This window comes from Pseudomonas sp. H1_F01 (assembly GCF_054681425.1).
Map to the genome: position 1 here is coordinate 4,193,387 of NZ_CP162823.1, position 23,817 is coordinate 4,217,203.

General features: G+C 61.4%; 23 protein-coding genes. 9 read left to right on the forward strand and 14 right to left on the reverse strand.

Annotation, left to right across the window (positions count from 1 at the left end; genetic code table 11):
* Positions 1-7 precede the first annotated feature (7 nt).
* A complete protein-coding gene (locus AB4O09_RS18880; RefSeq protein WP_003200698.1) occupies positions 8-883 on the reverse strand; it encodes a LysR family transcriptional regulator in 876 nt (291 codons plus the stop codon).
* 143 nt (positions 884-1,026) lie between these two features.
* Here AB4O09_RS18880 and AB4O09_RS18885 point away from each other — a divergent pair, with 143 nt between their 5' ends.
* Positions 1,027-1,896: an NmrA family NAD(P)-binding protein gene (locus AB4O09_RS18885; RefSeq protein WP_013693019.1), complete on the forward strand. Its 870-nt coding sequence runs from the start codon at positions 1,027-1,029 to the stop codon at positions 1,894-1,896.
* An 86-nt stretch (positions 1,897-1,982) separates the two neighbouring features.
* Here AB4O09_RS18885 and AB4O09_RS18890 read toward each other — a convergent pair whose 3' ends face one another.
* Both AB4O09_RS18890 and AB4O09_RS18895 read right to left on the reverse strand, forming a co-directional pair.
* Positions 1,983-2,597, reverse strand: a complete 615-nt coding sequence (locus tag AB4O09_RS18890; protein ID WP_027912368.1) for a LysE family translocator — start codon at positions 2,595-2,597, stop codon at positions 1,983-1,985.
* Positions 2,598-2,686: 89 nt separating this feature from the next.
* Positions 2,687-2,956 (reverse strand): YceK/YidQ family lipoprotein, encoded by a 270-nt coding sequence (locus tag AB4O09_RS18895; protein ID WP_027912369.1) that lies wholly within the window; start codon positions 2,954-2,956, stop codon positions 2,687-2,689.
* Between the two features lie 211 nt (positions 2,957-3,167).
* Here AB4O09_RS18895 and AB4O09_RS18900 point away from each other — a divergent pair, with 211 nt between their 5' ends.
* Positions 3,168-3,809: a LysE family translocator gene (locus AB4O09_RS18900; protein WP_028236549.1), complete on the forward strand. Its 642-nt coding sequence runs from the start codon at positions 3,168-3,170 to the stop codon at positions 3,807-3,809.
* Between the two features lie 9 nt (positions 3,810-3,818).
* On the opposite strand, the gene AB4O09_RS18905 is transcribed toward AB4O09_RS18900, so the two are convergent.
* Positions 3,819-4,865: a M28 family peptidase gene (locus tag AB4O09_RS18905; RefSeq protein ID WP_028236550.1), complete on the reverse strand. Its 1,047-nt coding sequence runs from the start codon at positions 4,863-4,865 to the stop codon at positions 3,819-3,821.
* A 285-nt stretch (positions 4,866-5,150) separates the two neighbouring features.
* Between AB4O09_RS18905 and AB4O09_RS18910 the strand changes: the two genes are divergently transcribed.
* Positions 5,151-6,371 (forward strand): multidrug effflux MFS transporter, encoded by a 1,221-nt coding sequence (locus AB4O09_RS18910; RefSeq protein WP_100264148.1) that lies wholly within the window; start codon positions 5,151-5,153, stop codon positions 6,369-6,371.
* 44 nt (positions 6,372-6,415) lie between these two features.
* Here AB4O09_RS18910 and AB4O09_RS18915 read toward each other — a convergent pair whose 3' ends face one another.
* The 7 genes from AB4O09_RS18915 to AB4O09_RS18945 all read right to left on the reverse strand — a co-directional run bounded on the left by AB4O09_RS18915 (position 6,416) and on the right by AB4O09_RS18945 (position 12,795).
* Complete coding sequence (locus AB4O09_RS18915) at positions 6,416-7,621, reverse strand: DSD1 family PLP-dependent enzyme (protein ID WP_161797243.1); 1,206 nt, start codon at positions 7,619-7,621, stop codon at positions 6,416-6,418.
* 185 nt (positions 7,622-7,806) lie between these two features.
* Positions 7,807-8,691 carry an alpha/beta fold hydrolase gene (locus tag AB4O09_RS18920; RefSeq protein ID WP_003200653.1) on the reverse strand — a complete coding sequence of 295 codons (885 nt, stop codon included), beginning with the start codon at positions 8,689-8,691 and terminating at the stop codon, positions 7,807-7,809.
* On the reverse strand, positions 8,678-9,583 hold the full coding sequence (locus AB4O09_RS18925) for a DMT family transporter (RefSeq protein ID WP_013693009.1): 906 nt from the start codon (positions 9,581-9,583) through the stop codon (positions 8,678-8,680). Before AB4O09_RS18925 ends, AB4O09_RS18920 begins: the two co-directional genes overlap by 14 nt.
* Before the next feature lie 5 nt (positions 9,584-9,588).
* Positions 9,589-10,200, reverse strand: coding sequence for a flavodoxin family protein (locus AB4O09_RS18930; protein WP_003200650.1), 612 nt, complete (start codon positions 10,198-10,200; stop codon positions 9,589-9,591).
* Between the two features lie 3 nt (positions 10,201-10,203).
* The gene (locus tag AB4O09_RS18935; RefSeq protein ID WP_003200648.1) at positions 10,204-10,887 is read right to left on the reverse strand and encodes an iron-containing redox enzyme family protein; all 684 of its coding nucleotides are present in this window, start codon (positions 10,885-10,887) and stop codon (positions 10,204-10,206) included.
* Position 10,888: 1 nt separating this feature from the next.
* Positions 10,889-11,434 (reverse strand): GNAT family N-acetyltransferase, encoded by a 546-nt coding sequence (locus tag AB4O09_RS18940; RefSeq protein WP_003200646.1) that lies wholly within the window; start codon positions 11,432-11,434, stop codon positions 10,889-10,891.
* An 8-nt stretch (positions 11,435-11,442) separates the two neighbouring features.
* Positions 11,443-12,795 carry a phenylacetate--CoA ligase family protein gene (locus AB4O09_RS18945; RefSeq protein ID WP_003200644.1) on the reverse strand — a complete coding sequence of 451 codons (1,353 nt, stop codon included), beginning with the start codon at positions 12,793-12,795 and terminating at the stop codon, positions 11,443-11,445.
* Positions 12,796-13,440: 645 nt separating this feature from the next.
* Between AB4O09_RS18945 and AB4O09_RS18950 the strand changes: the two genes are divergently transcribed.
* The 3 genes from AB4O09_RS18950 (at position 13,441) to AB4O09_RS18960 (ending at position 16,402) form a co-directional block, all read left to right on the forward strand.
* Positions 13,441-14,922, forward strand: coding sequence for an anthranilate synthase component I family protein (locus AB4O09_RS18950; RefSeq protein WP_032833221.1), 1,482 nt, complete (start codon positions 13,441-13,443; stop codon positions 14,920-14,922).
* Positions 14,919-15,503 carry an anthranilate synthase component II gene (locus AB4O09_RS18955; RefSeq protein WP_003200640.1) on the forward strand — a complete coding sequence of 195 codons (585 nt, stop codon included), beginning with the start codon at positions 14,919-14,921 and terminating at the stop codon, positions 15,501-15,503. The genes AB4O09_RS18950 and AB4O09_RS18955 overlap by 4 nt, the downstream gene beginning before the upstream one ends.
* Before the next feature lie 80 nt (positions 15,504-15,583).
* Positions 15,584-16,402 (forward strand): autoinducer binding domain-containing protein, encoded by an 819-nt coding sequence (locus tag AB4O09_RS18960; RefSeq protein ID WP_003200638.1) that lies wholly within the window; start codon positions 15,584-15,586, stop codon positions 16,400-16,402.
* On the opposite strand, the gene AB4O09_RS18965 is transcribed toward AB4O09_RS18960, so the two are convergent.
* Positions 16,341-17,354, reverse strand: a complete 1,014-nt coding sequence (locus AB4O09_RS18965; RefSeq protein ID WP_003200636.1) for an AraC family transcriptional regulator — start codon at positions 17,352-17,354, stop codon at positions 16,341-16,343. The genes AB4O09_RS18960 and AB4O09_RS18965 overlap by 62 nt on opposite strands.
* Before the next feature lie 203 nt (positions 17,355-17,557).
* Here AB4O09_RS18965 and AB4O09_RS18970 point away from each other — a divergent pair, with 203 nt between their 5' ends.
* Positions 17,558-18,409 carry a 3-hydroxybutyryl-CoA dehydrogenase gene (locus tag AB4O09_RS18970; RefSeq protein WP_460053193.1) on the forward strand — a complete coding sequence of 284 codons (852 nt, stop codon included), beginning with the start codon at positions 17,558-17,560 and terminating at the stop codon, positions 18,407-18,409.
* Positions 18,402-19,016: a TetR/AcrR family transcriptional regulator gene (locus AB4O09_RS18975; RefSeq protein WP_003200632.1), complete on the forward strand. Its 615-nt coding sequence runs from the start codon at positions 18,402-18,404 to the stop codon at positions 19,014-19,016. Before AB4O09_RS18970 ends, AB4O09_RS18975 begins: the two co-directional genes overlap by 8 nt.
* A gap of 9 nt (positions 19,017-19,025) precedes the next feature.
* On the opposite strand, the gene AB4O09_RS18980 is transcribed toward AB4O09_RS18975, so the two are convergent.
* A complete protein-coding gene (locus AB4O09_RS18980) occupies positions 19,026-19,661 on the reverse strand; it encodes a response regulator transcription factor (RefSeq protein WP_460053192.1) in 636 nt (211 codons plus the stop codon).
* 4 nt (positions 19,662-19,665) lie between these two features.
* A complete protein-coding gene (locus AB4O09_RS18985; RefSeq protein ID WP_003200628.1) occupies positions 19,666-21,951 on the reverse strand; it encodes a PAS domain-containing sensor histidine kinase in 2,286 nt (761 codons plus the stop codon).
* Between the two features lie 238 nt (positions 21,952-22,189).
* Between AB4O09_RS18985 and AB4O09_RS18990 the strand changes: the two genes are divergently transcribed.
* The gene (locus tag AB4O09_RS18990; protein ID WP_003200626.1) at positions 22,190-23,812 is read left to right on the forward strand and encodes an acyl-CoA synthetase; all 1,623 of its coding nucleotides are present in this window, start codon (positions 22,190-22,192) and stop codon (positions 23,810-23,812) included.
* Positions 23,813-23,817 lie beyond the last annotated feature (5 nt).

Consider the following 23,817-nt stretch of genomic DNA (forward strand, 5'->3'; position numbering starts at 1 on the left):
ATCGTCCCTACCCCTTCAGTACCAACGACATGTCCGGGTACCTGGCGCACATGAAATCGACAAATGCACGCACCTTCGGTGCAGCAAGACGCCGGGACGTGTGCAAGACCCAGAGTTCGGCTTCCTTCCCCGATACCGTGCCCCACTGGACCAACTCGCCACTGGCCAACTGGTTCCATGCGATGGACTGTGGAATGAGGGCAGCCCCACCACCGGCGATGGCCGCATCGCGGATCATCAGGAACGAAGAGAAGCGCAGCCTGGGGATCGGCTCCAGAATCAGGCTGCCGCCATCGAGTGTCCAATGGGTGGGCTCGAAACTGGACATCACAACACCGGGAACTGAGCGGATGGCGCCGGGTGCAGGCCGAGGTAATCCAGGCGCGGCCACCACCACCAGCCGGTCCTTGGCGAAACAGCGACCGACTAAATCGCTGTCCGGGCTGGGGTTGATCCGGATGGCGACATCAAATTGTTCCTCGACGAGATCAACCACGCGATCCTCCGAAATGACCTCGATCGTGACGTCCGGGTAAGCCGCACAAAACGCTGCGCCGATGCCGCCCATCGCCAGCTGCGAAAACAGGACCGGGGCAGCGACACGCAAGCGTCCGCGAGGCGTCGATACGCCCTCCTTCGCCGCCGCCATGGCTTCGACCACCTCGGCCAACGGCCCTTCGGCCCTGCTCAGCAGCAGCTCTCCAGCCTCGGTGAGCTTCAGACCACGCGCACTGCGCTCGATCAGCCTGACGCCCAATTGCTCCTCGAGGTCGGCAATGCGGCGCGACAAGGTTGCCTTGGATATTCCGCTCGCACGGCTTGCTTTTCCCAACCCCTCGTTCGTTGCGACGAGGGTGAAATCGATCAGCGCGTTCAGGTTCATGCTGTTCCACTTTTGAAACGGAGTGTCTACATCCTGGCGTCTTCGTTTTGTTTCTGCAACGGAATATCGTTTGATCATCGCAACGGGCCGACAAGGCCGTAGCGGACTTTTCCGGCTACCCACCCTTTTGCAGGAGATTCAACATGAGCATTCTCGTTACCGGCGCCACGGGCACCATCGGTTCACTCATCATCCAGCGCCTCGCCGACGCAGGCGCCAACGTCAAAGCCCTCGTGCGCCAGCCTGGCAAGGGAACATTCCCGGCGGGCGTGACTGAAGTCGTTGCCGACCTCACCGACGTGCCTTCGCTGCGCGAGGCGCTGGCGTCGGTGCGTACGCTGTTCCTGCTCAATGCCGTGACCCCCGACGAGGTGACACAAGCCCTCATCACCTTGAACCTCGCTCGCGAGGCCGGCATCGAGCGCATCGTCTACCTGTCGGTGATTCACGCTGACAAGTTCACCCACGTTCCGCACTTCACCGGCAAGCACACGGTCGAGCGCATGATCGAAAGCCTCGACATCCCGGCGACCATCCTGCGCCCGGCGTACTTCATGCAAAACGAATTGATGGTCCAGCAGACGATTCAGAACTACTCGGTGTACCCGATGCCGATCGGCTCGGCGGGCGTCTCGATGATCGATGCCCGCGACATCGCCGATATCGCCGCTGCCGAGTTGCTGCGACGCGACAGGGCACCTTCGGCCCTGGACCGTGTAACCCTGGAGCTGGTCGGCCCACAAGCACTGACCGGTGCCGCCGCGGCTAATATCTGGAGTTCAGCCCTGGGTCGCGAGATCGCCTACGGCGGTGACGATGTGGCCGCCTTCGAAGCGCAATTGGCCGCGTACGGTCCCGCCTGGCTGGCTTATGACATGCGCCTGATGATGTCCGGTATCCAGACGTTTGGCATGCAGGCTGCTGAAGGAACCGTGGAACGGCTACAAACCATCCTCGGGCGTCCGTTGCGCACCTACGAAGACTTCGTCCGCGAGGCCACCGCAGGGGTTTGAACAGCTGGGCAGTAAGCGCCAGGTCGGTCAGCGGAACACCGACCTGGCGTGCAACGAGGAAGGCTTGCTCCAGCAACGGCTACTCGCTAAACCAGCTGGCGAATCCCCAGAGACAAGATCAAACCACCACACAGTCGATCAATTGCTTTTTTCCTACCTTGATAGGCGCAAGCAATCCTCGGTTGCGAAAGAGCAATTGCGACCATTGCATACCAGGCCATTGAAACCACCACGACAACTGCCAGCATCGACAAAAACGTGCCTGGCGAAACGTGGGCGGGAGCCGCGGCTGAAAAAACAGCGGCATAGAAAGCCATGGACTTGGGGTTGCCAATGTTGGTGATCACCCCCTGAATAAAGGACTGGCGGCAACTACCGGCGACGGCATCATTCAGCGGGCCCGGCGCACTCCTCCCCGCGTTGATCAGCAGTCGGAATCCGAACCACATCAGGTAGGCTGCGCCCAGAACCTTTACAACCAGCGCAGCCCAAGGGAGCGCAGCAAATACAACCCCGAGACCTGCAATCGCACAGGTGGACCAGAACAGGTTGACCAGTACGATTCCCGCCACCAAGGCCAGCGCTTCAGAGCGCGTAGCCGCCACCGCCTTATGGACCACCGCGACGAAATTCGGTCCAGGAATCACGACACCAGCCAGGTAGACCAAAAAAACTGTCAAGACAGCGGAACCGTCGATCATGTGCGTCCCTCGCGAAATCTGTAGGCGGTGATCGTCACCAAAAATGCCGCATTGCTGCCCCACGGATTCAACCCGTCGAGGCAATACACCTACTCCTCGGCAGGCCTCATATGAAAAATCGTATAAGGCAGGATCAGCGTATCGGCGACGATGCTGAAAGGAAGGTCGACGACGGCAAACGGTGCCAGCGCGCGTGAATACACGTCGTTGTCATTCGTCGAGGCCTTGATGATCTCGATATCGGTCGCCGCACCGCAGTAAGGATGGCGGCCGCAGAGCTGTCCCATGCCAAAGGTTTCGTTGGCCGTGGCGCATCCGCCCAGCAGCGCCATCGTCAAAGCCATTACTACGATCCGCATGACGCGCCCCTCCCCCAGGAAAGGCCGGACTGTAGCATTAAAGCCGCCCCGACGGCTCAGCGCTCAAGGCCAGGCCCCAGCAGGGTCGCGAACCACTCGATGAACACCCCGAGCGTGGCTGCACCAATGGAAACGCTGGGTGGCCGTATTCAGCCAACCCCAGGTTCTCCTGTAGGATGCACATCCTCTCAATCAGTCGCGAATGTGATCAATGGAACTGCACTCAATTCTCGCCTTTACCCTGGTCGCGGCAATCGCCATCGCCAGTCCCGGACCTGCCACCTTGATGGCGATCAATAACAGCCTGGCCTACGGGCCGCGTTACGCGGTGTGGTCGTCGGTGGGCAACGCCAGCGGGCTGTTCTGCTTGTCGGCCGCCGCCATGCTGGGATTGGGCGCGTTGCTCGCCAGCTCCGAATGGCTGTTCAACGCCGTGAAAGTCCTGGGGGCGGGTTATCTGTTCTACCTGGGCGCCAGGCAGCTGTTCAAAAAGAGCCCGATACTCGCGCAGGATGTGCAAGCCGATGGCAAAACCAGCAAGCCATCGCGTTCAAAGCTGTACAAGTCGGCCTTCCTGACAGCCATCACCAACCCCAAGGCGACGATGTTCTTCACCGCCCTGTTCCCGCAATTCATCGACCAGAGCGCCGCACTGCTGCCGCAGTTCCTGATTCTTACGTCGATATTCGCAGGCTTGTCGCTGGTTTCCTTGAGCCTGTATGCCGCCATTGCGGCCCAGGCCAAAGGCGTGCTGAAACGGCCCGCGTTTTCCGTGTGGATCAGCAGGCTCGTTGGCTCGACGTTCATCGGCTTCGGTGCGGCCATTCTGGCGATGCGGCGGCCGGCTGTTTAGGAAGTACTTTCACGTACCCCGTACCAGGTATTGAGTGAGTGTCGCCGCACACGCAATGATTCCTTCATGGAGCACCATTTCAAACCCATGGGTATTTTCCGTTGGAATGGCGATGCACCCCACTCGCGCCGCCACTCCAGCACTCATGATGGCACTGGCGTCGGAGGCGAAATCCACCAGAAGGGCAACTTGTGGGTCATATCCCGAGCGCTTTGCTGCCTTGATCAAGGCGTCCACGACAGAGCGGGTGTAATAGCCCTTCTGGTCCCCGGTATTGATGATCGGGTCTGCCGATAGAACCGTTCCGTACTCGTCCAGGACGGGCCCCACCTCTACAGCAATGGTGGTGTCCCCCGGCACGCGGGCAGCGGCATATAGCGCACCGGCGTTGGATTCCTCCTCAAGCGTCGTGCAGACGAACCAGACGTCTTGCTTGAGCTCATGCCTGCGGTTTTTCAAGTGCTGTGCTGTTGTGATCACTGCCGCCAAGGGCGCCCTGTCATCGAGGAAGTGAGCAGCAACTGAATCTTTCACTTGGAACGGCTGACGCCAGTGCCGGCTAAGCACCACTCGAACGCCGGGGCGGACACCGGCATCGGCCAGTTCCTGCGGCGAACACCGGGTGATGACATGGACATCGCTCCACTTCACAGCCCCTGAAAGGACATCGCGCCCCTGCGCTGAACCACCACTGTTGTGCATGGAGCCATAAGACAGTACGCCGGGCAGGTATTGGGTATCGCCGAGTATGTCCACCGGACAAACGCCGAAGCAGATGGGCTGGGCACCGCCCAATGCCACGACCTCCAGATTACCGTCGTGCCTTACTTTCTTCACGATCATGGCAATTTCATCAAGGTGAGCCATGACCCTGATGGGCGCTTGCAAAGAATCAGCGGTAGCCTTGATCAGACCCCTGACATTGCCTGCCTCGTCGACAGAGATCTCATCGCAGTGCTTGCCCAGCTCCCTGAGGCATATTTCCCGAACCTCGTCTTCCTGCCCGCCGGGGCCGCGAGCCAGCAGCAATTCTTCGAGCAAGGGCTGAATGTCCATTGAAGGCATCGGTTATTTTCCTGTCACGACGCTTGAAAAACGTAGACCTCACCCTCTTCCCGTCCGTTCAAACCCTTCATTCCAGCAAGCCCCTAAGCCCCCTCCCCCGATCTCACCTGAGCCCTTCCAATATTTGACTTGACGCTAAAGATTACAATCATCATATTTAGCGGAATATTACGATCGTCATGTGGACACCAACGTCACGACGACGGAACCAAAAGCCACTGCCGCGGCGCTTGGCATCAACGTCTTTGCCCGCCAACCAAGCCCAGGAGATGACGTATGGAAGCCAGAACTTCATTGGCGATTACCGCTAAGCAACCCCACGCCTCTACACAACCATTGACCGGCAAAGTCGTAGCGCTGCTGGCAGGCCTGGCGGCGATCAGCATGCTGTCTACCAACATCATTCTCCCGGCGTTCGCGGATATCGGCGAAGACTTGGGCGTGACTGCTCGCGAGCTCGGCCTGACACTGTCCAGCTTCTTCATCACGTTCGCCTTGGGCCAGTTGGTGGTCGGGCCACTGGCCGACCGCTACGGGCGCCAGAAGCTGGTGCTTGGCGGCCTCTCGGTGTTCGTGGTCGGCACCGTCATCGCCGGCCTTGCCACCACCCTTGATGTGCTGATCGCCGGACGCGTCGTCCAGGCGTTGGGCGTGTGCGCAGCCTCGGTGCTGTCGCGCGCCATCGCCCGGGATCTGTTTGAAGGCGAGACGCTCGCCCGGGCATTGTCGCTGACGATGATCGCCACTGCGGCGGCGCCTGGGTTTTCGCCGCTGGCCGGCAGCGTCCTGTCCGTCACGCTCGGCTGGCGTGCCATCTTCATCCTGGTGGGACTGGCCGCCGTTGTGCTGGCCTTTTTCTACGTGCGCGACCTCGGAGAAACCCATCCCGCCGATCGCCGGGCGCCGCACTCGGCCAAGAGCGTGGTGCTTGCCTATGGCAGATTGGCGCTGGACAAGCGCTTCATCCTCCCTGCCCTTTCAATGAGCCTGCTGATGAGCGGCCTGTTCGCCTCCTTCGCGGCGGCGCCCGCCATCCTGATGCAAGGTATCGGCCTGACCTCGTTGCAGACCGGCCTGTATTTCGCCTCTACGGTATTCGTGGTGTTCGCAGCCGGCATGGCGGCTCCGCGCCTGGCGCATCGTCATGGCGCCCGAATCGCCACACTCGTGGGCATTGCCTGCGCCATGGCCGGCGGCGGCCTGCTGCTCGTCGGTCCAGCCGCGCCTGGTCTTGGGTGGTATGCCCTCTCGATGATCACCTTCCTGTGGGGCATGGGCCTGGCCAATCCGCTGGGCACGGCAATCACCATGGGCCCTTTCGGCAAGGAAGCCGGGATGGCCTCTGCACTGCTGGGTTTTCTCTCCATGGGTGCGGCTGCGCTGACCACCTGGCTGGCCTCGGTCTTGAGCTTCGCGCCGGTCACGACGCTGGGTGGGATTCAGACGACGGCCTGCCTGGTGGCGCTGATGCTGTTTCTGTTTCGGGGTCGTCTTTGAAGGCGCTTTCCCGGCCAAGCCAAAAGCTCGCCTTCACGCTCCGATCAATACACAGGCCAGGTTTCAACAATCTTCCCGCCGCGCACGGCCAGCAAATCGCCAAATTGCAGCAGCACGGATTCAGTCTGGGTCGGCCGTAAAAACACCTGGTCTTCCACGTTCAACCCTACGGCCAGGGAGCCGTTGACCATTTCCTGATTGGAGCTGCGACCATAAAGCTCATTGCTTTGCAGCCCCTCGGGCGACTCGAACTCGGCCATCCAGTTACCGCCGTAGAGGAAGAATGTCGCGCGCTGATTAGGGTCCCACCAGGAGAACAATCGGGACTTGTCATCCAGGGCTGGGAAGTTGACGGCCCCCGTGCTCTTTAGCACGGGCGTTGCGATAAAGGCCGCCGGCACATGCTCGGCCAGCGATGGCAGGTCGTAATGGGTCGGCTTGAGAAACGCCGTCCCCACCGAGACCTCGCTGCTCAAGCGTTCCTGCTCATGTATACCGTAACTGGGGCTGCCAGCCGTATTGAGCGTGAGCCCTTCGTGCCAAAGCGCAGGGAAGTGTTCACGCAGGTAATTCACATGGCCGTTGTAAATGACCATCACCTTGTCGAACAGCGCCTGGGACGAACCGAGGACCTTGGGCACGCCCATGCCGACAAACGGGTCATACCCCATGAAGCCTGAAAATTCGAGCTGCTGCGCATGGGCACTGATCAGCGTCAGCATCTCGCCGAGCACCGCGTGGTCAGCGACTCCGCCACGGTGCAGGCCGACATCCAGCTCGATATTGATCCGCATCCGGATGCCCAGGCCTTGCGCCAATGCCAGGTAATCCATCAGCCGCCGGGGGGTATCGAGCAGCCATTGCAGTTGCCTGGAAGGGTCGAAGGTTCCCTTGTGGGTTTGGTAAAACACCTCGGCCGAGCGTACCGGTAAAGGCTTGCCGAGCAAAATGTCTGCCTCGGGAAAGGTCACCGCGTCGTGATTGAGAAACGGCTGATGAAACGACATCAGCCGCCGGGTATCGGTACGTTTGGCGATGTACGTCAGCAGTCCCGGTGATGGCAGGGATTTCTCCACCAGGCGCAAATGTTTACCAGCGCGGGTGACGGATTGCTTGACCACATTGATATTGTGATCGAGCAGGTCCAGGTCAATCAGCATCACGGGGCGCATCGGCCCGTGGCGCTTCAGCTCCTGGTTCAGCGCGCGGAAATACTCGTTGTAAGGGCTGCCGCGATCGCTCGGACGCAACAACGCCCCCGCCCCGACCATCAATGCACCCACTCCTGCGGTGCCGAGCATAAAGGTTCTACGATTCATCAGGACGCTCCCTCTGCGTGCGCAGTCAAGTGCACGTTACGGCAGCGGTACCCGGCTGTTGAGGCTATGGGAGGTCAGAAAGGGGACTTTGGCGGCCAGGCTTTGATCCAATCCTCCTAACCCCTGGACGTTGCAATGAACCGCGTGATGGCCGCCACCACATCGGCACCCCGTTCAAGATAGGGCACATGCCCGGAGTCCTCGATGAACTCGCCGCGTGCATCGGGCAGTTGCTGGAGCAGGTTATCCAGGGTCGCTGGCAGAAACACCTGGTCGTGCCGCCCCCAGATCACCAGCGTCTTGGCAGCAATCTGTGGCAACCGTTCGAGCAGCACGTCCAGGCCTTCGCGTCGAAAATCCTCGACGACCCGCTGCACCGTGGCAAACCTCGATTTGCCGCTGGCCGCCATGGCCTGGGCCAAGCGCCCTCCTACCTCGGGCGGCGCCTTGAATACCAGGCTCCAGAAGCGCTTCATCTCCTCGACCGTACGATAGCCAAACACCGTCCCCGCCCCTTGCAGGCCGGCTTTCAATGTGGGGCCTAGCGTTTGCTCGCCCAGACCGGCAGGCGCCAGCAAGACCAGGTGACTGACACGCTGCGGGTGTTTGGCGGCATACAGCCCGGCCACGCACCCGCCCAAAGAACTGCCGACCAGCACGAAGGGCCCCTCGACGAGCGTTTCCAGCAAGCCTTCGAGCTCCGCCAGCATTGCCTGGGGTCCAAAGCCGGCACCCGCCTCGTACACGGATTGGCCATGCCCCGGCAAGTCGACGAAAACGCAATGGTGATGGCGCGCCATGCCCAGCATCGCAGGGCCCCACTGATCCTTGCTGGCGCCCAAGCCATGGAGCATGACCAGTGTCGTCCGCTGTTGCCGTGCAGGGCTTTGCAGATAGGCCAGGCGTCCATGCGCACCGCTGTGCCAGCGCAGCTTCAAACCGAACTGCCAGCGGTGGACCAGGCGCAAAGTGCCGAGCAGCAGTCGATCAACGCGGTTCATCCGCCACCCCTTGTCCTTTGCTAGCCGCCTTGAGGGAGAATCTTGCCGGCAGGCGCAGTTGGCATAGCGCCACACCTGACAGCGTCAACACGGCGCCAATCACCAGGCGCTGGCTGAAACCTTCGGCGAGCATGACCTGGCTGACAGCGATCGCGAATACCGGCACCAGGAGCAGGTACGGGCTCAATTGCTGCATCGAGTTGCGGCCGAGCAACCAGAACCACAGGCCGAACCCCAGCAGACCACCACTGAGCGCGGTGTAGAGCACCGCCCACCACGCCTGGGCGCTGGCCGTGTAGACGCGTGTCCATTGCTCGCCTTCCTGAACGAAGGACCACAGCAACAGTTGCGGTGCGGCGATGACCGCCGTCCAGGCACTCAAGGCCAGCGGATCGAGGGGCCCGAGACGTTTGGTCAACACTGACCCGGCAGCGAATGCCAAGGCCGCCAGCGCCACCAGCAACATGCCGATAAACGTCCCGCCCGCCGATGGCGTAGCCAGTAGCACCAGGACGCCGGCGAACGCCAGCAGGATGCCCGCCAGGAGTCGCAGTTTCAGGACTTCCCCCAGTAACGCGAATGCCAGGACGAGGGTAAACGGTGCCGCCAGTTGATAGATGATCGCCGAGGTAGAGGCGTCTACCCGGGCGATACCGCAATACAGCAAACCGAAATGCAAGGTCCCGGTAATCGTGGCGACCAGGGTCACGGACGCAAACTGTTCACGCTTGACGCGCTTGAGCAGCGGCAGGAGAAACAGCGCCATGATCGCGTAGCGCATGGCGACCATGAGGATAGGCGGCAACTCGGCGCCGCCGATTTTCACTGCGGTAACCTGCGCGCCCCAGAGAAACGCGACCAGTAGCGCGAGCAATGAATCTTTCAATGGCATGACAGTTATCCCTTCTGAAATTGAATGGGCCGCAGGATTCTTTCCGGCTTGCCTGTCGCAAGGGCTGGGGGGTTAAGTCGACAGTGATGCTCACAGAGCCGGTCCAATGTCTCGCGCAGGGCCTGTTCCGCTTCAGGATCGTGGGCCAGTTGGGTCTGGAAGCACGGCGGAAATCCCGAGCCGACCAGAATCATTTTGTTGAGCAGGACATTCAGCGCGACCTGGGAGAAAACCGCCGTGTGTCCATAGCGTCGGCCGACGACCGCAATCGCCGCGAGCTTGTCGCGCAGCGGACGCTCCCGTGGCCGCAGGAAGCCATAGCCGACCCGCTCCAGAAACGCCTGGAAGCGACTGTTGGTGCCGTAAGCATGCATGACGGGGAGATAGAGCACCGCATCGGCGCGGTCCAGCCGCGCCACCAACTGCCCGACGTCGTCCTGCACTTGGCAGTCCTGGTCGGAACAGGCGTTGTCGGCGTCGCAGTAATCGATCCGGTAATCCTTGAGCCAGATGTCATCGACCGCGACCTCCTCGCCCAGGTGGCGGCGCACCAGCGCCACCACCCGTGCACTGACACCACAAGGTCGGCTTGACCCGACAATGATGGTCAGATTCATGATTCAGGACGCCTCCCGCAACCCTTCTTCGCCAGCCAGGTAGGCGCGCAAAGCCTCTTCCATCAACTGCCCGGTCAGCCACAGCGTGACGCGTGCCACTTCCTTGATCTGACGACGATCTTCTTCGGTCTTCACCGCACGCTGCATCGCCATACGCACTTCCTCGGCGTGCTTCTCGTCGATGGTCGAGTGGGCGACGAAGAAGGTCATCTGCTCATCCTTCAAGCCCAGGTCGGCACGGAACCGTTCCAGGATCGGCTGGATGTGCTCGTAGACGTCCTCGGCCCAGTAGCTGTAGCCCAGGCGAGCGATCGGCCCCTTGCGGATAGCCACATCGTTGAGAAAGGCGATCAGTGCCTGAGTCGGCGCCAGGGGCGCCGGCATGGCTTGCGGCAGCAGCCCGACCGACTCCAGGTCACGCAGCACCATGCGCTCGTGGCCCAGCTCTTCCAGGGCGTGCTTGTAGACGAAGCGCAACAGCGTCGTTTCCTCTGGATCGGCACTGAAGGCGCAGGCGGCCTGGTTCACCGAGTTGTAGCGGGTGTAGTGGTAGACCTGCAGCATGAGCTGTTGGTAGAGGGCTGGCGGCGTCGGGTTGTCCAGGCTGAATTTCCAGTAGGCGCCCTGCTTGATCTGGGCCCAGCCTGCGTCGACGATAGCGTCGAGTTCCTTGAAGAATGCTTGCATTTCAATTGGCTCCTTTAACATTGAGGTAAACACTTTCGAGTTCCAGGTACACGAGGCTGTAGCGCCGCTCGACCTGTTCCCCGGTCCAGGTAACGTCATCCACCAGCACGCGCCCGCCCAGGCCGACATAGAGCGCAGCCAATTGGCCGCGGCACAGTGCCGAGATAAATCGCAGGTGGGTGTTGGCTTTCAGCCAAATGGCCGCTTGCAGGAGAAACATGCGCAGGTGCCGACCGCCGCGGTATCGCTCGTCCAGCACCAGGCGATTGGCATCGAAGGCATCCGTCGATTGTTCGAAATAGGCCTGCACGTCGACCGCTCGCTCGACGAAGCTCAGGCCATGACCCAGCGGGGTGACGCGCAACGTCCCGACCACTTCGTCCTTGTCCAGGTAGACCAGGTGATAGGACAAAGCGTCGCGCACCTGCTCCCTGCGCTCGAAGTCATCCTCCCGTGCCGGGTTGGTCCCCAGGTAGCGACTCCTGAGTTGCCGGACGGACTCGAACAGTTCATTGGCGTTGTCGATCACGCGAACAGACAGGCTCATCGCTGACCTCACTGGCCTTGACGCTGATCGACGATGCGCGCTTCTTTCCAGCTGAACCAACTGCCAAGGTTCACATGCTCGGCCAGATCGCCCACCACCATGACCGTCGCATCGACCCCCAGCCGTTCGCGCAGGCGCTCCTTGATCAGCAGCACCAGACGCCCACGATCGCCTTCGAAGAAGCGCGACATTTCCAGCTTGGCGATGACGGTGTCGCGATCATTGGCGCGACTGAGGATGATCTGGTAACCCAGGCATTGTTCGACGCCTTCAAGCAGCGCCTGCTCGATCTGTGCGGCCGAGAAGGCGCGATCGTTCAGTTGCACGGCATCCTTCACCCGACCGACGACCTTGACGGTCTGGCGCATCGATTGCGGATAGCCGGGGCGCGACTGGATCGAGACCAGGTCGCCCGTGCGGTAGCGAATCAACGGCTTGCTGCCAGGGATCAGCATGGTCACGCACAACTCACCGTCGCCGGTGCAGCCCAGGCTCTCCCCGGACTTGGGATCGAGCACCTCGATGATGTAGTTGAGGCGATGCGGCACCAACTGGTCGTTGGCGTTGCAGGCCGCGATGATCATCGCTTCCTGGGAGCCATACAGGCTGTTGTAGGCCTGCGCGCCCCACAGGCTGTAGAGGTTGTTCTTCAATGCAGGGGTGCACAGTTCGCCGCTCATCATGAATGCGCGCAGGGCGAAGTCCTCGCGTGGGTTCAAGCCTTGGCGCTCGGCTTCCTTGGCCATGGCCAGCAACAGCCCCGGCGCCGATGCGAGCACACCGATCCGCAGGTCCTTGAGCAGTTGCAGTGCCTTGGGCCAGCCGATCACCGGTGAGTGCGGCCAGATCTTGGCGTTGCACAGGTCGAGCTGGGTGCAGACATCACCCAGGGTGTCACCGAAGGAATGGACCTCGGTAGGTCCCATGATGCCGACCACGGTCTTTTCGCCCGGGAAATGCTTTTCGATCACGGCCTGGTAGGCCATCGCCAGCTGGCGATTGCTCGCGTAGCTTTCCTTGCGGTCCCGTGGGCATGGCGTGGCGGGTCCGGTGGTCCCCGTGGTCTCGTAATAGAAGATGCTGTCTTCCAGCGGACCGGACAAGATGTCGAAGCCTGCTTCGCGCAGATCATCCTTGGTCGTGAATGGCAGGGTGGCGAGGTCATCCAAGGTCAGCGAACGCTCGTCGACCTGGGCAAGGTGCCTGGAGTAGAACGGCGAGGACCGCTTCACGTGGCCGACCACTTCCCGCAACTGTGCCTGGTGCCAGGCCGCCAGCTCGGTGTCGCTGAGGACGTCGGTCCAATAGGCATGATGAATCGGATCGTACCGCTTCTTGAATGTCTCTAAATGCTCTTTCATTTCAGCCGCTCAGGTTTGATGGGTTACTGGAACTCAACGGCCGCTACGTTAGTAACAGAACTTACAAATACCCAGCTGCGCTATCTCGCAGTTGTGCGCGCACGAGTTTCTTGTTAAAAGCACGCGCGGTTACATACGCGTAGGGATAGCTCTTCGCCTCGTCGACATTCAGAAATGAATGAAATATTAATATTCCCTCAGCAGTTGACAGCCCCAGGGCACGCTGGTAATTTCGCCGCACTGCCAATTATTCCCGCAGTGCTTAGCCAAGACTGGGATGTCTAAAAATGTACTATCACCTTTCTGCTATCAGTTCCTCCCACAGCTATCCCGACAGCTGTTCCCGGGCCATTCTGGCCATCTTCAAAAGCAATATCTGGCGTCGCTAATCTAGCGAAGACCGGAGCCTGTCTGCTGCTTGCCAGCAACGTCCTGATCTTTCCCCTCTGAAATCGAAGGCGCTCGCGCCTTGTGCCCTGCGCAACAATTGGCTGCAATCCATTGCAAGCTTTTTAGTGCGCGCGACATGAACAGCGTCCGCCCCGTCTATTCAGAACATCCGTCAACACGCATTTAAAGTGCCTGCGCGCTTTATATTCCCGTGGCGCTCTCTTAATCGAGTGTCTGAATCGTTACACCTTGAATATGGTATTAACCGTGAATAAAAATCTAATTGGCGTGAATGTTCTTCGCCGCGAAGAACGTCGACCTACGGATGCACTTGGCATATATGCAAATGCACTGGAACAACTGGGTCGCGAGTCTGTTTTCATTCTTGAATCACTGTCCGGCCCAAGCCGTGATCGCCGGGCGACGATCATCGGGCTCGAACCGCTTTTCGAAGTGTGTATCAATGAGGGCCAGGCCCAGCTGCGAGGCTGCGCCGCCCTGTGTGAACATCTGTCCGCCAGCCTGCGGCAAGCGGGCATGCAGGTCGACCCGCAACACAAGATCCATCTACCCGACAGCGAGTCGGCGTGGAACCTGCTCCGGGCGATCCAGGCAACGTTCCAGCCGGCGGCCAATGCCCCTTCCAGCCTGGCCTTCTTCGGCTATTTCTCCTACGACTGCGTTCGCCTGATCGAGCGACTTCCCGATCTGGCCAAACAGACCTACGACTACCCGCTCATTGCCCTGTCGGTCTATCAGACCCTGGTTTATTTCCACAGCAATGGCATCGTCGAAACCCTGATCAACAACCACGATCTCTGGTCGCCCCGTACGTTGGAGGACTACCCCTTCCTGAGCACAACCCCGGCAGCCGAGTCGCTGGCTCCGCTACCGTACCCCGAGGGCTTCGAGGAAGAGCGCACGGTGACCCCGGAGCAATTCGTCGAGCGTGTCGAAGTGGCGATGGAGCACATCCGCGCCGGCGACGTCTACCAGATCCAGCTCGGCCATGAGATTCGCATCCGCTCGCAGGTTTCACCGTTCGATGTGTACCAGAACCTGCGCCTGCGCAACCCTTCCCCTTACATGTACCTGGCTCACGTAGGTGGTATCGACCTGATCGGCGCCAGCCCCGAGCTGTTCGTCAGGATCAAGGACGACTTGATCGAGATGCGCCCGATCGCCGGCACCGTGGGCAAGAAGCCTGGCGTCGATCCAACTCAGTTGGTCCTGGAGCTGACCCGCTCCGAGAAGGAGCGCGCCGAACACCTGATGCTCATCGACCTGTGTCGCAACGATATCGGTCGCGTGTGCCAGGCGGGTTCGCTGGAGGTCGATGAGTTCATGCTGGTGGAAGAGTATTCGCACCTCTACCACATGGTGTCGAACGTTCGCGGCTTGCTGCGCCCAGGCCTGGATGCCTACGACGTGATCAAGGCTTCGTTCCCCGCAGGCACCATGTCCGGCGCGCCCAAGGTCAGGGCGATGGAGCTGATCGAGGGAATGGAGAGCAACCGCCGGGGCATTTATGCCGGGGCCCTTGGCCTGGTCGGTTTCGATGGCAGCGTCAACACCGCATTGTGCATTCGCTCGACGGTCTTCGACGAGGGCACGTACCACTTGCGTGCATCCGCCGGGGTGGTAGCCGATTCGGTGCCAGAGCTTGAGTGGAAAGAGACGCTGTACAAGATGGGTTCCGTTTACCGGGCAGTGACCGGCCAGGAGATCGCACTGTGAAAGTATTCTTGATCGACGCCTATGACAGCTTCGTCTTCATCATCAGCCAGTACCTGGAACAACTGGGGCTGGAAACCCATGTCGAGCGCCACGACGTACCGGACCTCATCCAGCGCATTGAAGCGTTCTCGCCGGATTTCTGCGTGCTGGGCCCTGGGCCTGGGCATCCGGCCGACGTGGGCTACATCGAAGTGATCAGGCACTTTCAGGGGCGCCTGCCGCTGTTGGGTGTGTGCCTGGGTCACCAGGCCATCGGCCTGGCCTTCGGTGCCCAGGTTTGCCGGGCCCCACACGTGATGCACGGCAAGGTGAGCACGATCGAGAACGATGGCAAGGGCGTCTATGACCACACCCAGGCACATGCGATTCGGGCGACCCGCTACCACTCGTTGATGATCAGCGAGCAGCCGCTACCCGACTGCCTGGAGATCACGTCCAGATCCACGGACGACGGCTATGTCATGGGCGTGCGCCATCGCCACCTGCCGGTGGAGGGCGTGCAGTTCCACCCTGAAAGCATCCTCACCGAAAACGGCCTGGACCTGTTCCGCAGTTTCATCCGGTGTCACGTGCACAAGTGATCCTCCCGGAAGGGGCATGCGCCCCTTCCTTCCCCGTACTGCGACTGCTTCATTCCTGCTACAACTAGAGCGATCCGTTTATGGACAAACACCACTCCCCCGCCTGCGGCCGGACCCAGGCCGAGCGTGCCGCTACGCTGACCGCCTTCACGAGCCTCGCCAAGGATGCCAACCGTTGCGATTGGGAGCGCCTGCTGAACAAAGTGCTGCGCCAACTCGGCTTCGGCAGCTACCTCATCAGCCTGGGGCCGGTAGCGCCGAGGGATACCGACCCTCTGGCCGGCCTCATCACCACCTTTCCCAAACGCTGGCTGGAACACTACCGCTGTGACGGGCTGATCGAGATCGACCCGATACTCAGGCACTGTCGACGCGAACTGGTGCCGCTTTTCTGGGACAGCGAGCGACGGCGCGCCCGGGGACGCTCCCGGCACTTCTGGGAGCAACGCGAGCAACACGGCCTGCGCAGCGGCGTGAGTATCCCGCTGCGCTACGAAATGCTCAGGGGAACACTGAGCGTGGCCTTCGACGACACACAGATCACCGAACAAAAGGGTTTTTCCAACCCCGCCGTTTACCAACTGTTCATGCTCATCCCCTACCTGCTCGCCGGGATACGACATCAGTTGCAGCGGCCTGCCCAACCGCGCCAGGACCTGACGCCCAAGGAAATGGACTGCCTGTACTGGGCCAGCGAAGGCAAGACCACTTGGGAGATCAGCCACATCCTGACCTGCTCCGAACGCACCATCGACTTCCACCTGCTCAATGCCCGACGCAAGCTGGGTTCGGTAAGCCGCCAGCAGGCCGTCAGTGCCGCGGTGGCCTGTGGGCTGGTCATGCCGACCGCTGGAAGCGTGCACGATAGCGACCGGGGCTTTCGCCGGTCCATTTCTTGAAGGCACGATGGAAGGCGCTGGGCTCCTGAAAGCCGGTCTGTTCGGCAATGTCACTGATGCTGTTGCCAGTCTGGCGCAGCAGCTCGACGGCCAGCCCACGGCGGACCTCGTCCTTGATTTCCTGGAACGAACTTCCTTCACGCTCCAGGCGTCGACGCAAGGTGCTGGGGCTCATCCGCAAGTCACTGGCAAAGGCTTCCAGGGTCGGCCACTGGCTGTAATGGCTGTGGCGCAGGCACTGATGAAGCCGCGTAGCCAGGCCATGCTGATTGCGAAAACGGATTACCAGCCATTGCGGCGCACTGCGCAGAAATACCTTGAGGGAGGCCAGGTCCTGGACGACTGGCAAGCGCAGGTAGCGGCTGGCGAATTCGATTTCCGTGCGCTCGGCGCCAAAGCTCAGGTTGGGCCCCCAGAGCAGCGCATCGTCGCTGAGGGCCAGGCGCGACTGACGAAAGTCCGCGCGATCGATGGGAATACGCCGCCCGCCCAGCCAACACAGCAGGCTGATCATCAGCACAAGGAAGGTTTCCTCACCAAAACGGCGGGCATCCGGATCCGCCGAGCACGTCTGCAGACTGATCACCGCCCGCTTGCCGCGCACACTGAGGCTGCCGCGAAAGTCCCTCAGGAACAACCCGAAGTTACCCAGGCACTGGCGCAAGGCCTTGCCCAGGTCGGGTTCCTGAATCAATCCCCGACAAATCAGGGCAAAACTGCCGACCGGCATGCCGTGGGAATCCAGCTGGAAGAACTCGTCCTGTAGTTCGCGAATCTGGATCAGCCACAAAGCAGCAAAAGCGCTCGCTGAAACCCGGGCCTCAGGCTGACCCAGCAACGCCGGGTCGATGCCGGCCTCGGCCAGTATCGCCGCCAGCCGTTGAGGCTGGTCCCGCAACGCGTGGATCATGGTGTGCACGAAGTAGACCGCGACCGAATCCTTTTCCCGCATAAACCCAGTTTCCCCACTTCCCGGATGGCAAAAAACGCCAGCATCGCTGAGCAGTTATGGCATAGGCCCACCCAACGGCGGCCTCTAGACTGGCGGCATTAAGGGGCACGGCACACCATCTGTCGAGCCCCCTCCAGCGGACCGCGTCCAGGGCCAGCCAGTGGCTGCTCGCTGGGGCGCGCAAAAAAAGGGAAACACCCCACATGCATCTGCAGACAATCGGCGTGATCGGCGCCGGCACCATGGGCAACGGCATAGCACAGGTTTGCGCCCTGGCCGGTTTCGAAGTGACCTTGCTGGACATTTCCGCCAGCGCCCTGGAAAAAGCCCTGGCCAACGTGGCCAAGAACCTCGATCGGCAAATCGCCAAGCAGACCCTGAGCCAAGCGCAGAAACATCTCGCCCTGGAAAAGATCCGCACCAGCACCGACTACGCCAGCCTGGCCGATGCACAACTGGTGATCGAAGCCGCCACCGAGAACCTCGAGCTGAAACTGCGACTGCTGCAACAGGTCGCCACTCAAGTCAGCAGCGACTGCGTGATCGCGTCCAACACCTCCTCCCTATCGATTACTCAACTGGCTGCCGGCGTCAGTCATCCAGAACGTTTTATCGGCCTGCACTTCTTCAACCCGGTGCCGGTAATGGGCCTGATCGAGGTGATTCGTGGCCTGCAGACTCACGACGCAACCCACGCCATGGCCCTGGAAATGGCCCGACGGCTGGGCAAGACCGCGATCACCGCCGGGAACCGTCCGGGCTTCGTAGTCAACCGGATCCTGGTGCCGATGATCAACGAAGCCATCCTGGTCTTCCAGGAAGGCCTGGCCAGCGCCGAAGATATCGACGCGGGCATGCGCCTGGGCTGCAACCAGCCCATCGGACCGCTGGCCCTGGCGGACCTGATCGGCCTGGACACCTTGCTGGCAATCCTGGAGGCGTTCTACGAAGGCTTCAACGACAGCAAATATCGCCCGGCTCCATTGCTCAAGGAAATGGTCGCCGCCGGCTATCTGGGACGCAAGTCCGGGCGGGGTTTCCATGCCTATGGCTGAGCGCTGCTCGCGCTTCGCCGAGAGCCGGGACAAGGCCCTGGAGCTGTTCGCCAACAAGGGCTTCGGCCAGGTTGGCATGCGGGAGCTGGCAAGCCACCTGGGGTTGACACCTGGCTCGCTGTATCACCATTACCCAAGCAAGCAGCACCTGCTGGCCGATCTGATCGAGGAGTTTTTCGAGGAGCTGTTGGCCACCCTCGGGCGCATTGAACAGCAACCCCGGGACAAGCGCGGCAACCTGCAACGGTTGATCCGCGCCCACCTCAAGCTGCACCGGGAGATGCCCTGGCATTTTCGCCTGGTGGAGCGCGACAGCGGTTGTCTCAATGTCGAGCAGCAACTGCGAGTACGGTATTTACGCGAACACTACGAACGGCGGCTGTTGCTGATGCTGGGCCCTGCTCGGCGTCTCCCCTCTCAAGCGTTAGCCGCTGCCGGCCACGCCATTGCCACCCTGCTCAACAGCGCGCCCAGTTGGCTGGCGCACCAGCCTCTGGAGCAACACGAGCACGATGAGTTGCTGGAGAGCCTGCTCGCTGGGGCCATAGAACGGGTATTGGCTTCCAAGGTCGCAGCCGAAGCAACGTTGTCTGTCACCACGGCTTGAGCCAAGCCCTCAGCGCAACTGCAACGGGTCGACCAGGCCAGCGACAATCGCCATGCCCACCAGCTGCGGCAAGTTCTCGGCCTCCATGCGCTTCATGACACGGGAACGATAGAGGTCGATGGTCCTGACATTGACCCCAAGCTGCTCGGCGATTTCCCGGTTGGTGTAGCCCTGGACCAGAGGCTGCAACACGTCATTTTCCCTCGGGGTCAAGCTCTGGAGCCGGGCCTGCACCCGCGCCAGGCCTGCGCTGACGGTCTGGCTGTCGTCGGCCAGGCTCAAGGCCTGTTGCACGCTGTCGAGCAGCAACTGTTCGTTGTAGGGCTTTTCGATGAAATCATGGGCCCCGGCCTTGAACGCCCGCACCACAATCGGCACATCGGCATGCCCACTGACGAAGATTACCGGCAGGCGCAGCCCACGGTTGCGCATCTCTTCCTGCACGTTGAGCCCCCCCATGCCTGGCATGCGCACGTCCAGCAGCACGCAACCATTGAGCGGGTTGTCGCAGGCCTCGAGAAATTCCCGGCCACTGGTGAACGAGAGGGCCTTGAGGCCCACGGACTCCAGCAGCCAGACCGTCGAGTCGAGCATGCCTTGGTCATCGTCGACCACATACACCACCTGCTCCGCCACATTCACCATTGCCTTACTCCTCTTGTTGTCGGGCCAAGCCGGCCAGGGTCGGCCCCGGCAAGTTGCAGCGCATCTGCAAGCCCACGGCCAAGGGCCGGGCCTGCAACTCGCCACCAAAACCTTCGATGATGCTGCGACTCATGGACAGCCCCAACCCCAGGCCGTTGACCTTGCTGGAATAGAACGGGGTGAAGATCTGCTCCAGTTGCGCCGTCGGCACACCGTGTCCCTGGTCGCTGACACTGACCTGCACCCCGCCGTCGGCCCCAGGCTCGACCGCCAGGACGATCTGCGACGGCAGGCCGGGATGGGCCTCGCGATTGGCCTCGATGGCGTTGCGCAGCAGGTTGAGCAGCACCTGCTCCAGCAGCACCCGGTCGGCGTAGACCAGCGGCAGATTATCCGGCAACCGCTCCACGATCTCCACCTGGCAACTGTTCGCTTCCCAGAGGCACAGGCGCGTGGTTGCCCGGGCAACTTCACTGAGGTCCAAGGCCTCCATACGGCGGCGACCTTTACGCAGAAAGGCGCGCAGGCGCTTGATCACCTCCGATGCGTGATTGGCGTGTACGGCGATCCGCTCCAGCCCCTGGGCTACCTTCTCGGCGGCCTCGGAATGACTGCCCAGGGCCTGCAAATAGCGCTGGCTGGCGTTGGCATAATTGACCACCGCCGCCAACGGTTGATTCATCTCATGGGCAATGCCCGAGGCCAGTTCACCAAGGGTCACCAGGCGCGCGGTGTGGGCCAGTTCGTCCTGATGATGACGCTGCTGGGCTTCACGCAACTCTCGTTCGGACTGGTCGTGAGCCACCAGCGAATAGAAACGCTCGCCACTGGCCGCGCGATGGGCCAGAAGCATCAACGACACCGGCACCGAAGCCCCTCCGGCCGGCGGTTGCAGGCGAGCCTCGATGCTCCAGCGGCCGCTGCGCTCGGCATAATCCCACCCTTCCTGTTCCAGGCTGGCCAGCACCTCGGCGCTGAGAAAGGCATCCAGCGTAGGCAGGCTGTGTTGCGCATCCAGTCCAAGGGTGCGGCGCGCCGCCGGATTGAGGTAGGTCACCGCGCCATCGGGCTGGATGAACAGCACCGGGTCGGTGTTGGCTTCCACCACCTCCGCCAAACGGCGCTTGTTTTCTTCGGCCTGGACCCGGGCGGTGATGTCCCGCGACACGCTGATCACCTCAACCACCGCGCCGGTGTAGGTTTCGCGAATGGCACGGCACGCGGTCTCGAACCACAAGTAATGGCCGTCGCGATGGCGAATGCGGTAGGTCATGGTGTGATAGCCGTCCAGCTCCAGGGCATCGCGGGTGCGCTGCATCAGGCTAGCCTGGTCCTGTCGGTGAAACAGGCTGTGGGCCCGACGCCCATGCAGCTCCTGCGGCCAGTAACCAAGCAAGGTCCAAGAAGCCAGTGACGCATCGAGGAAGCAGCCGTCCGGGGTATGTCGGGAAATCAGGTCGGTGGTATTTTCGGTGATCAGCCGGTACAGGCGCCGCGCCTTGGCCGACTCGCGCTCAGCGAGGATCTGCGCGGTGGCCTGGCGACACCGGGCCAGCACACGATTGGCCTTGGGGTCGGGAATGAACGTCCAGATCAGGATCTGCTCGGCAACCTGCACCTCCACGTTCTCGATGGCTCGCTGCTGGGCCAGACAGGCCTGCACCAGGTGCGAGTGGCTGACCGGCAACAGGCTCGAAGCATCGACCAACGACAGCTGTTCGAGCAGCGCCATCAGCGCCTCATTGAGCTCCAGCGGTCGGCCTCGCGAATCAAGCAATGCACTTGGCTGCGGGTCATGGCCGAGCAGCGGCGAATCGCGCAACTGGCCACCGACACTGGCCAACAGCAGATTCAGCAATTCGTGCACGGCCACCAGCCAGTCCTGGCCCACTTCCGGCTGTAGCTCAACCAACAGCAAGCCTTGCTGCCCCGGCTGCAGGGCCAACTCCAGGACCTGGCCATGCTCGAGGGACGCACGACGCAGACGACCGGCCAGCCAGCAATCGAGCTGACGCACCTGAGCCAGCTCCAATCGTCCCTCGTCCTGCAAGCGCTGGAAAAGCGCCCGGTCACTGCTTTGCAAAGCCTCACCAAAGCCCGGCGGCAAATGCCGGGCACGGCCTTCATGCCGATAGATGCCACTTGGCGCATGCCAGCTCAGGTAGACCGCCCGGCGGATTTGCGCGCAGTCCTGCAAGGCCCGGCAAAGGGCATCGGCGCAAGCCGCCAGGGCCATGCCTTCACGTTGCAGGCGCAACCAGCCGTGCAAGCGAACGGAGGTGGAGATCATCAGAAAACCTGTCGTAAAAAGAGGATCAGCAACATATGGTACATATACTATACAACTCAGGTAGTACTTCCATATCAATCGGCAAACAGTATATAAATTCCCCCGGATAAGTCACCGAGCTTTTCTGTGATGAACGCGCCTGCCGACAATCGCATTGCGATTCAGCTAGCACCGGCAGCTCGTGACCACGAGAACCTCGGCCAATAGAGCTAATAATCAGCCACCGGGTACCCCAGCCATGTCCATCTACGAGCAAGGTCTTGCGCCAACTGGCGTCAACCACATCGCCCTTACACCCCTGAGCTTCATCGAGCGCACCGCAAGCGTCTATCCCGATTACCCGGCCGTGATCCACGGCTCGATCCGGCGCACCTGGGCCGACACCTACAGCCGCTGCCGGCGCCTCGCCTCAGCCCTGGCCGGACGCGGCATCGGTAAAAACGACACGGTGGCGGTCATGCTGCCGAATATTCCCGCCATGCTTGAAGCGCATTTCGGTGTGCCGATGATCGGAGCGGTGCTCAATGCCCTCAACGTACGCCTGGATGCCGAGGCCATCGCATTCATGCTGGCCCATGGCGAAGCCAAGGTGTTGATCGCCGACCGTGAGTTCCATGACGTGGTGCAAGCAGCCATCGGCATGCTCGACCACCCGCCCCTGGTGATCGACCTTGACGATCCGGAGTACGGCGAAGGCCAGGCAAACAGTGAACTGGACTACGAGGCGTTTCTTGCCGAGGGCGACCCGAACTTCGCCTGGCAGTGGCCAGACGATGAATGGCAGGCCATTTCCCTGAACTACACCTCTGGCACCACGGGCAACCCCAAAGGCGTGGTCTATCACCACCGCGGCGCCTACCTCAATTCCCTGGGCAACCAGATGACGTGGGCCATGGGCAATCACCCGGTATATCTCTGGACTTTGCCGATGTTCCATTGCAACGGCTGGTGCTACCCCTGGACCGTGACCGCCCTGGCCGGCGTCCATGTGTTCCTGCGCCGGGTCGATCCGCAAAAAATCCTCAACCTGATTCGCGAGCATCAGATCACCCATCTTTGCGGTGCGCCCATTGTGCTCAACGCCCTGGTGAACATGCCCGACTCGGCCAAGGCCGCGATCGACCATCCGGTCAGTGCCATGGTTGCAGGAGCGGCACCACCGGCCAAGGTGATTGGCGCCGTCGAGGAAATGGGTATCAAGGTCACCCACGTCTACGGTCTGACCGAGGTCTACGGACCGGTGACTCTCTGCGCCTGGCACGCGGCCTGGGATGAGTTGCCACTGGAGCAGCGAGCCCAGATCAAGGCTCGCCAAGGCGTACGCTACCCCACCCTGGAGGGGCTGATGGTGGCCGATCCAAGGACGCTCGAACCGACACCTCATGACGGCCAGACCATCGGTGAAATCTTCATGCGCGGCAACACCGTGATGAAGGGCTATCTGAAGAACCCCAGCGCCACCGCCGAAGCCTTTGAAGGCGGCTGGTTCCACACCGGCGACTTGGCCGTCACCCATGCCGATGGCTATGTGGAAATCCGCGACCGGCTCAAGGACATCATCATTTCCGGTGGCGAGAACATCTCCACCATCGAGCTGGAAGGCGTGCTCTATCGACACCCGGCGGTTCTGGAAGCCGCCGTGGTGGCCCGTCCTGACGAAAAATGGGGAGAAACCCCCTGCGCCTTCATCACCCTGAAATCCGACCGTGAAGAGGTGCACGAAGCCGAGATCATCAGCTTCTGTCGCGAGCACCTGGCAGGTTTCAAGGTGCCACGCACGGTGGTCTTCACCCAGTTGCCCAAGACTTCCACCGGCAAGATCCAGAAGTTCGTACTGCGCGACATGGCGAAGAATCTCTAGCCCGA

What these genes read in the sequence shown, in the direction of transcription:
- AB4O09_RS18880 (WP_003200698.1), bottom strand. Translation starts at nt 883, where the DNA reads ATGAACCTGAACGCGCTGATCGATTTCACCCTCGTCGCAACGAACGAG.
- AB4O09_RS18885 (WP_013693019.1), top strand. Translation starts at nt 1,027, where the DNA reads ATGAGCATTCTCGTTACCGGCGCCACGGGCACCATCGGTTCACTCATC.
- AB4O09_RS18890 (WP_027912368.1), bottom strand. Translation starts at nt 2,597, where the DNA reads ATGATCGACGGTTCCGCTGTCTTGACAGTTTTTTTGGTCTACCTGGCT.
- AB4O09_RS18895 (WP_027912369.1), bottom strand. Translation starts at nt 2,956, where the DNA reads ATGCGGATCGTAGTAATGGCTTTGACGATGGCGCTGCTGGGCGGATGC.
- AB4O09_RS18900 (WP_028236549.1), top strand. Translation starts at nt 3,168, where the DNA reads ATGGAACTGCACTCAATTCTCGCCTTTACCCTGGTCGCGGCAATCGCC.
- AB4O09_RS18905 (WP_028236550.1), bottom strand. Translation starts at nt 4,865, where the DNA reads ATGGACATTCAGCCCTTGCTCGAAGAATTGCTGCTGGCTCGCGGCCCC.
- AB4O09_RS18910 (WP_100264148.1), top strand. Translation starts at nt 5,151, where the DNA reads ATGGAAGCCAGAACTTCATTGGCGATTACCGCTAAGCAACCCCACGCC.
- AB4O09_RS18920 (WP_003200653.1), bottom strand. Translation starts at nt 8,691, where the DNA reads ATGAACCGCGTTGATCGACTGCTGCTCGGCACTTTGCGCCTGGTCCAC.
- AB4O09_RS18925 (WP_013693009.1), bottom strand. Translation starts at nt 9,583, where the DNA reads ATGCCATTGAAAGATTCATTGCTCGCGCTACTGGTCGCGTTTCTCTGG.
- AB4O09_RS18930 (WP_003200650.1), bottom strand. Translation starts at nt 10,200, where the DNA reads ATGAATCTGACCATCATTGTCGGGTCAAGCCGACCTTGTGGTGTCAGT.
- AB4O09_RS18935 (WP_003200648.1), bottom strand. Translation starts at nt 10,887, where the DNA reads ATGCAAGCATTCTTCAAGGAACTCGACGCTATCGTCGACGCAGGCTGG.
- AB4O09_RS18940 (WP_003200646.1), bottom strand. Translation starts at nt 11,434, where the DNA reads ATGAGCCTGTCTGTTCGCGTGATCGACAACGCCAATGAACTGTTCGAG.
- AB4O09_RS18945 (WP_003200644.1), bottom strand. Translation starts at nt 12,795, where the DNA reads ATGAAAGAGCATTTAGAGACATTCAAGAAGCGGTACGATCCGATTCAT.
- AB4O09_RS18950 (WP_032833221.1), top strand. Translation starts at nt 13,441, where the DNA reads ATGGTATTAACCGTGAATAAAAATCTAATTGGCGTGAATGTTCTTCGC.
- AB4O09_RS18960 (WP_003200638.1), top strand. Translation starts at nt 15,584, where the DNA reads ATGGACAAACACCACTCCCCCGCCTGCGGCCGGACCCAGGCCGAGCGT.
- AB4O09_RS18965 (WP_003200636.1), bottom strand. Translation starts at nt 17,354, where the DNA reads ATGCGGGAAAAGGATTCGGTCGCGGTCTACTTCGTGCACACCATGATC.
- AB4O09_RS18970 (WP_460053193.1), top strand. Translation starts at nt 17,558, where the DNA reads ATGCATCTGCAGACAATCGGCGTGATCGGCGCCGGCACCATGGGCAAC.
- AB4O09_RS18975 (WP_003200632.1), top strand. Translation starts at nt 18,402, where the DNA reads ATGGCTGAGCGCTGCTCGCGCTTCGCCGAGAGCCGGGACAAGGCCCTG.
- AB4O09_RS18980 (WP_460053192.1), bottom strand. Translation starts at nt 19,661, where the DNA reads ATGGTGAATGTGGCGGAGCAGGTGGTGTATGTGGTCGACGATGACCAA.
- AB4O09_RS18985 (WP_003200628.1), bottom strand. Translation starts at nt 21,951, where the DNA reads ATGATCTCCACCTCCGTTCGCTTGCACGGCTGGTTGCGCCTGCAACGT.
- AB4O09_RS18990 (WP_003200626.1), top strand. Translation starts at nt 22,190, where the DNA reads ATGTCCATCTACGAGCAAGGTCTTGCGCCAACTGGCGTCAACCACATC.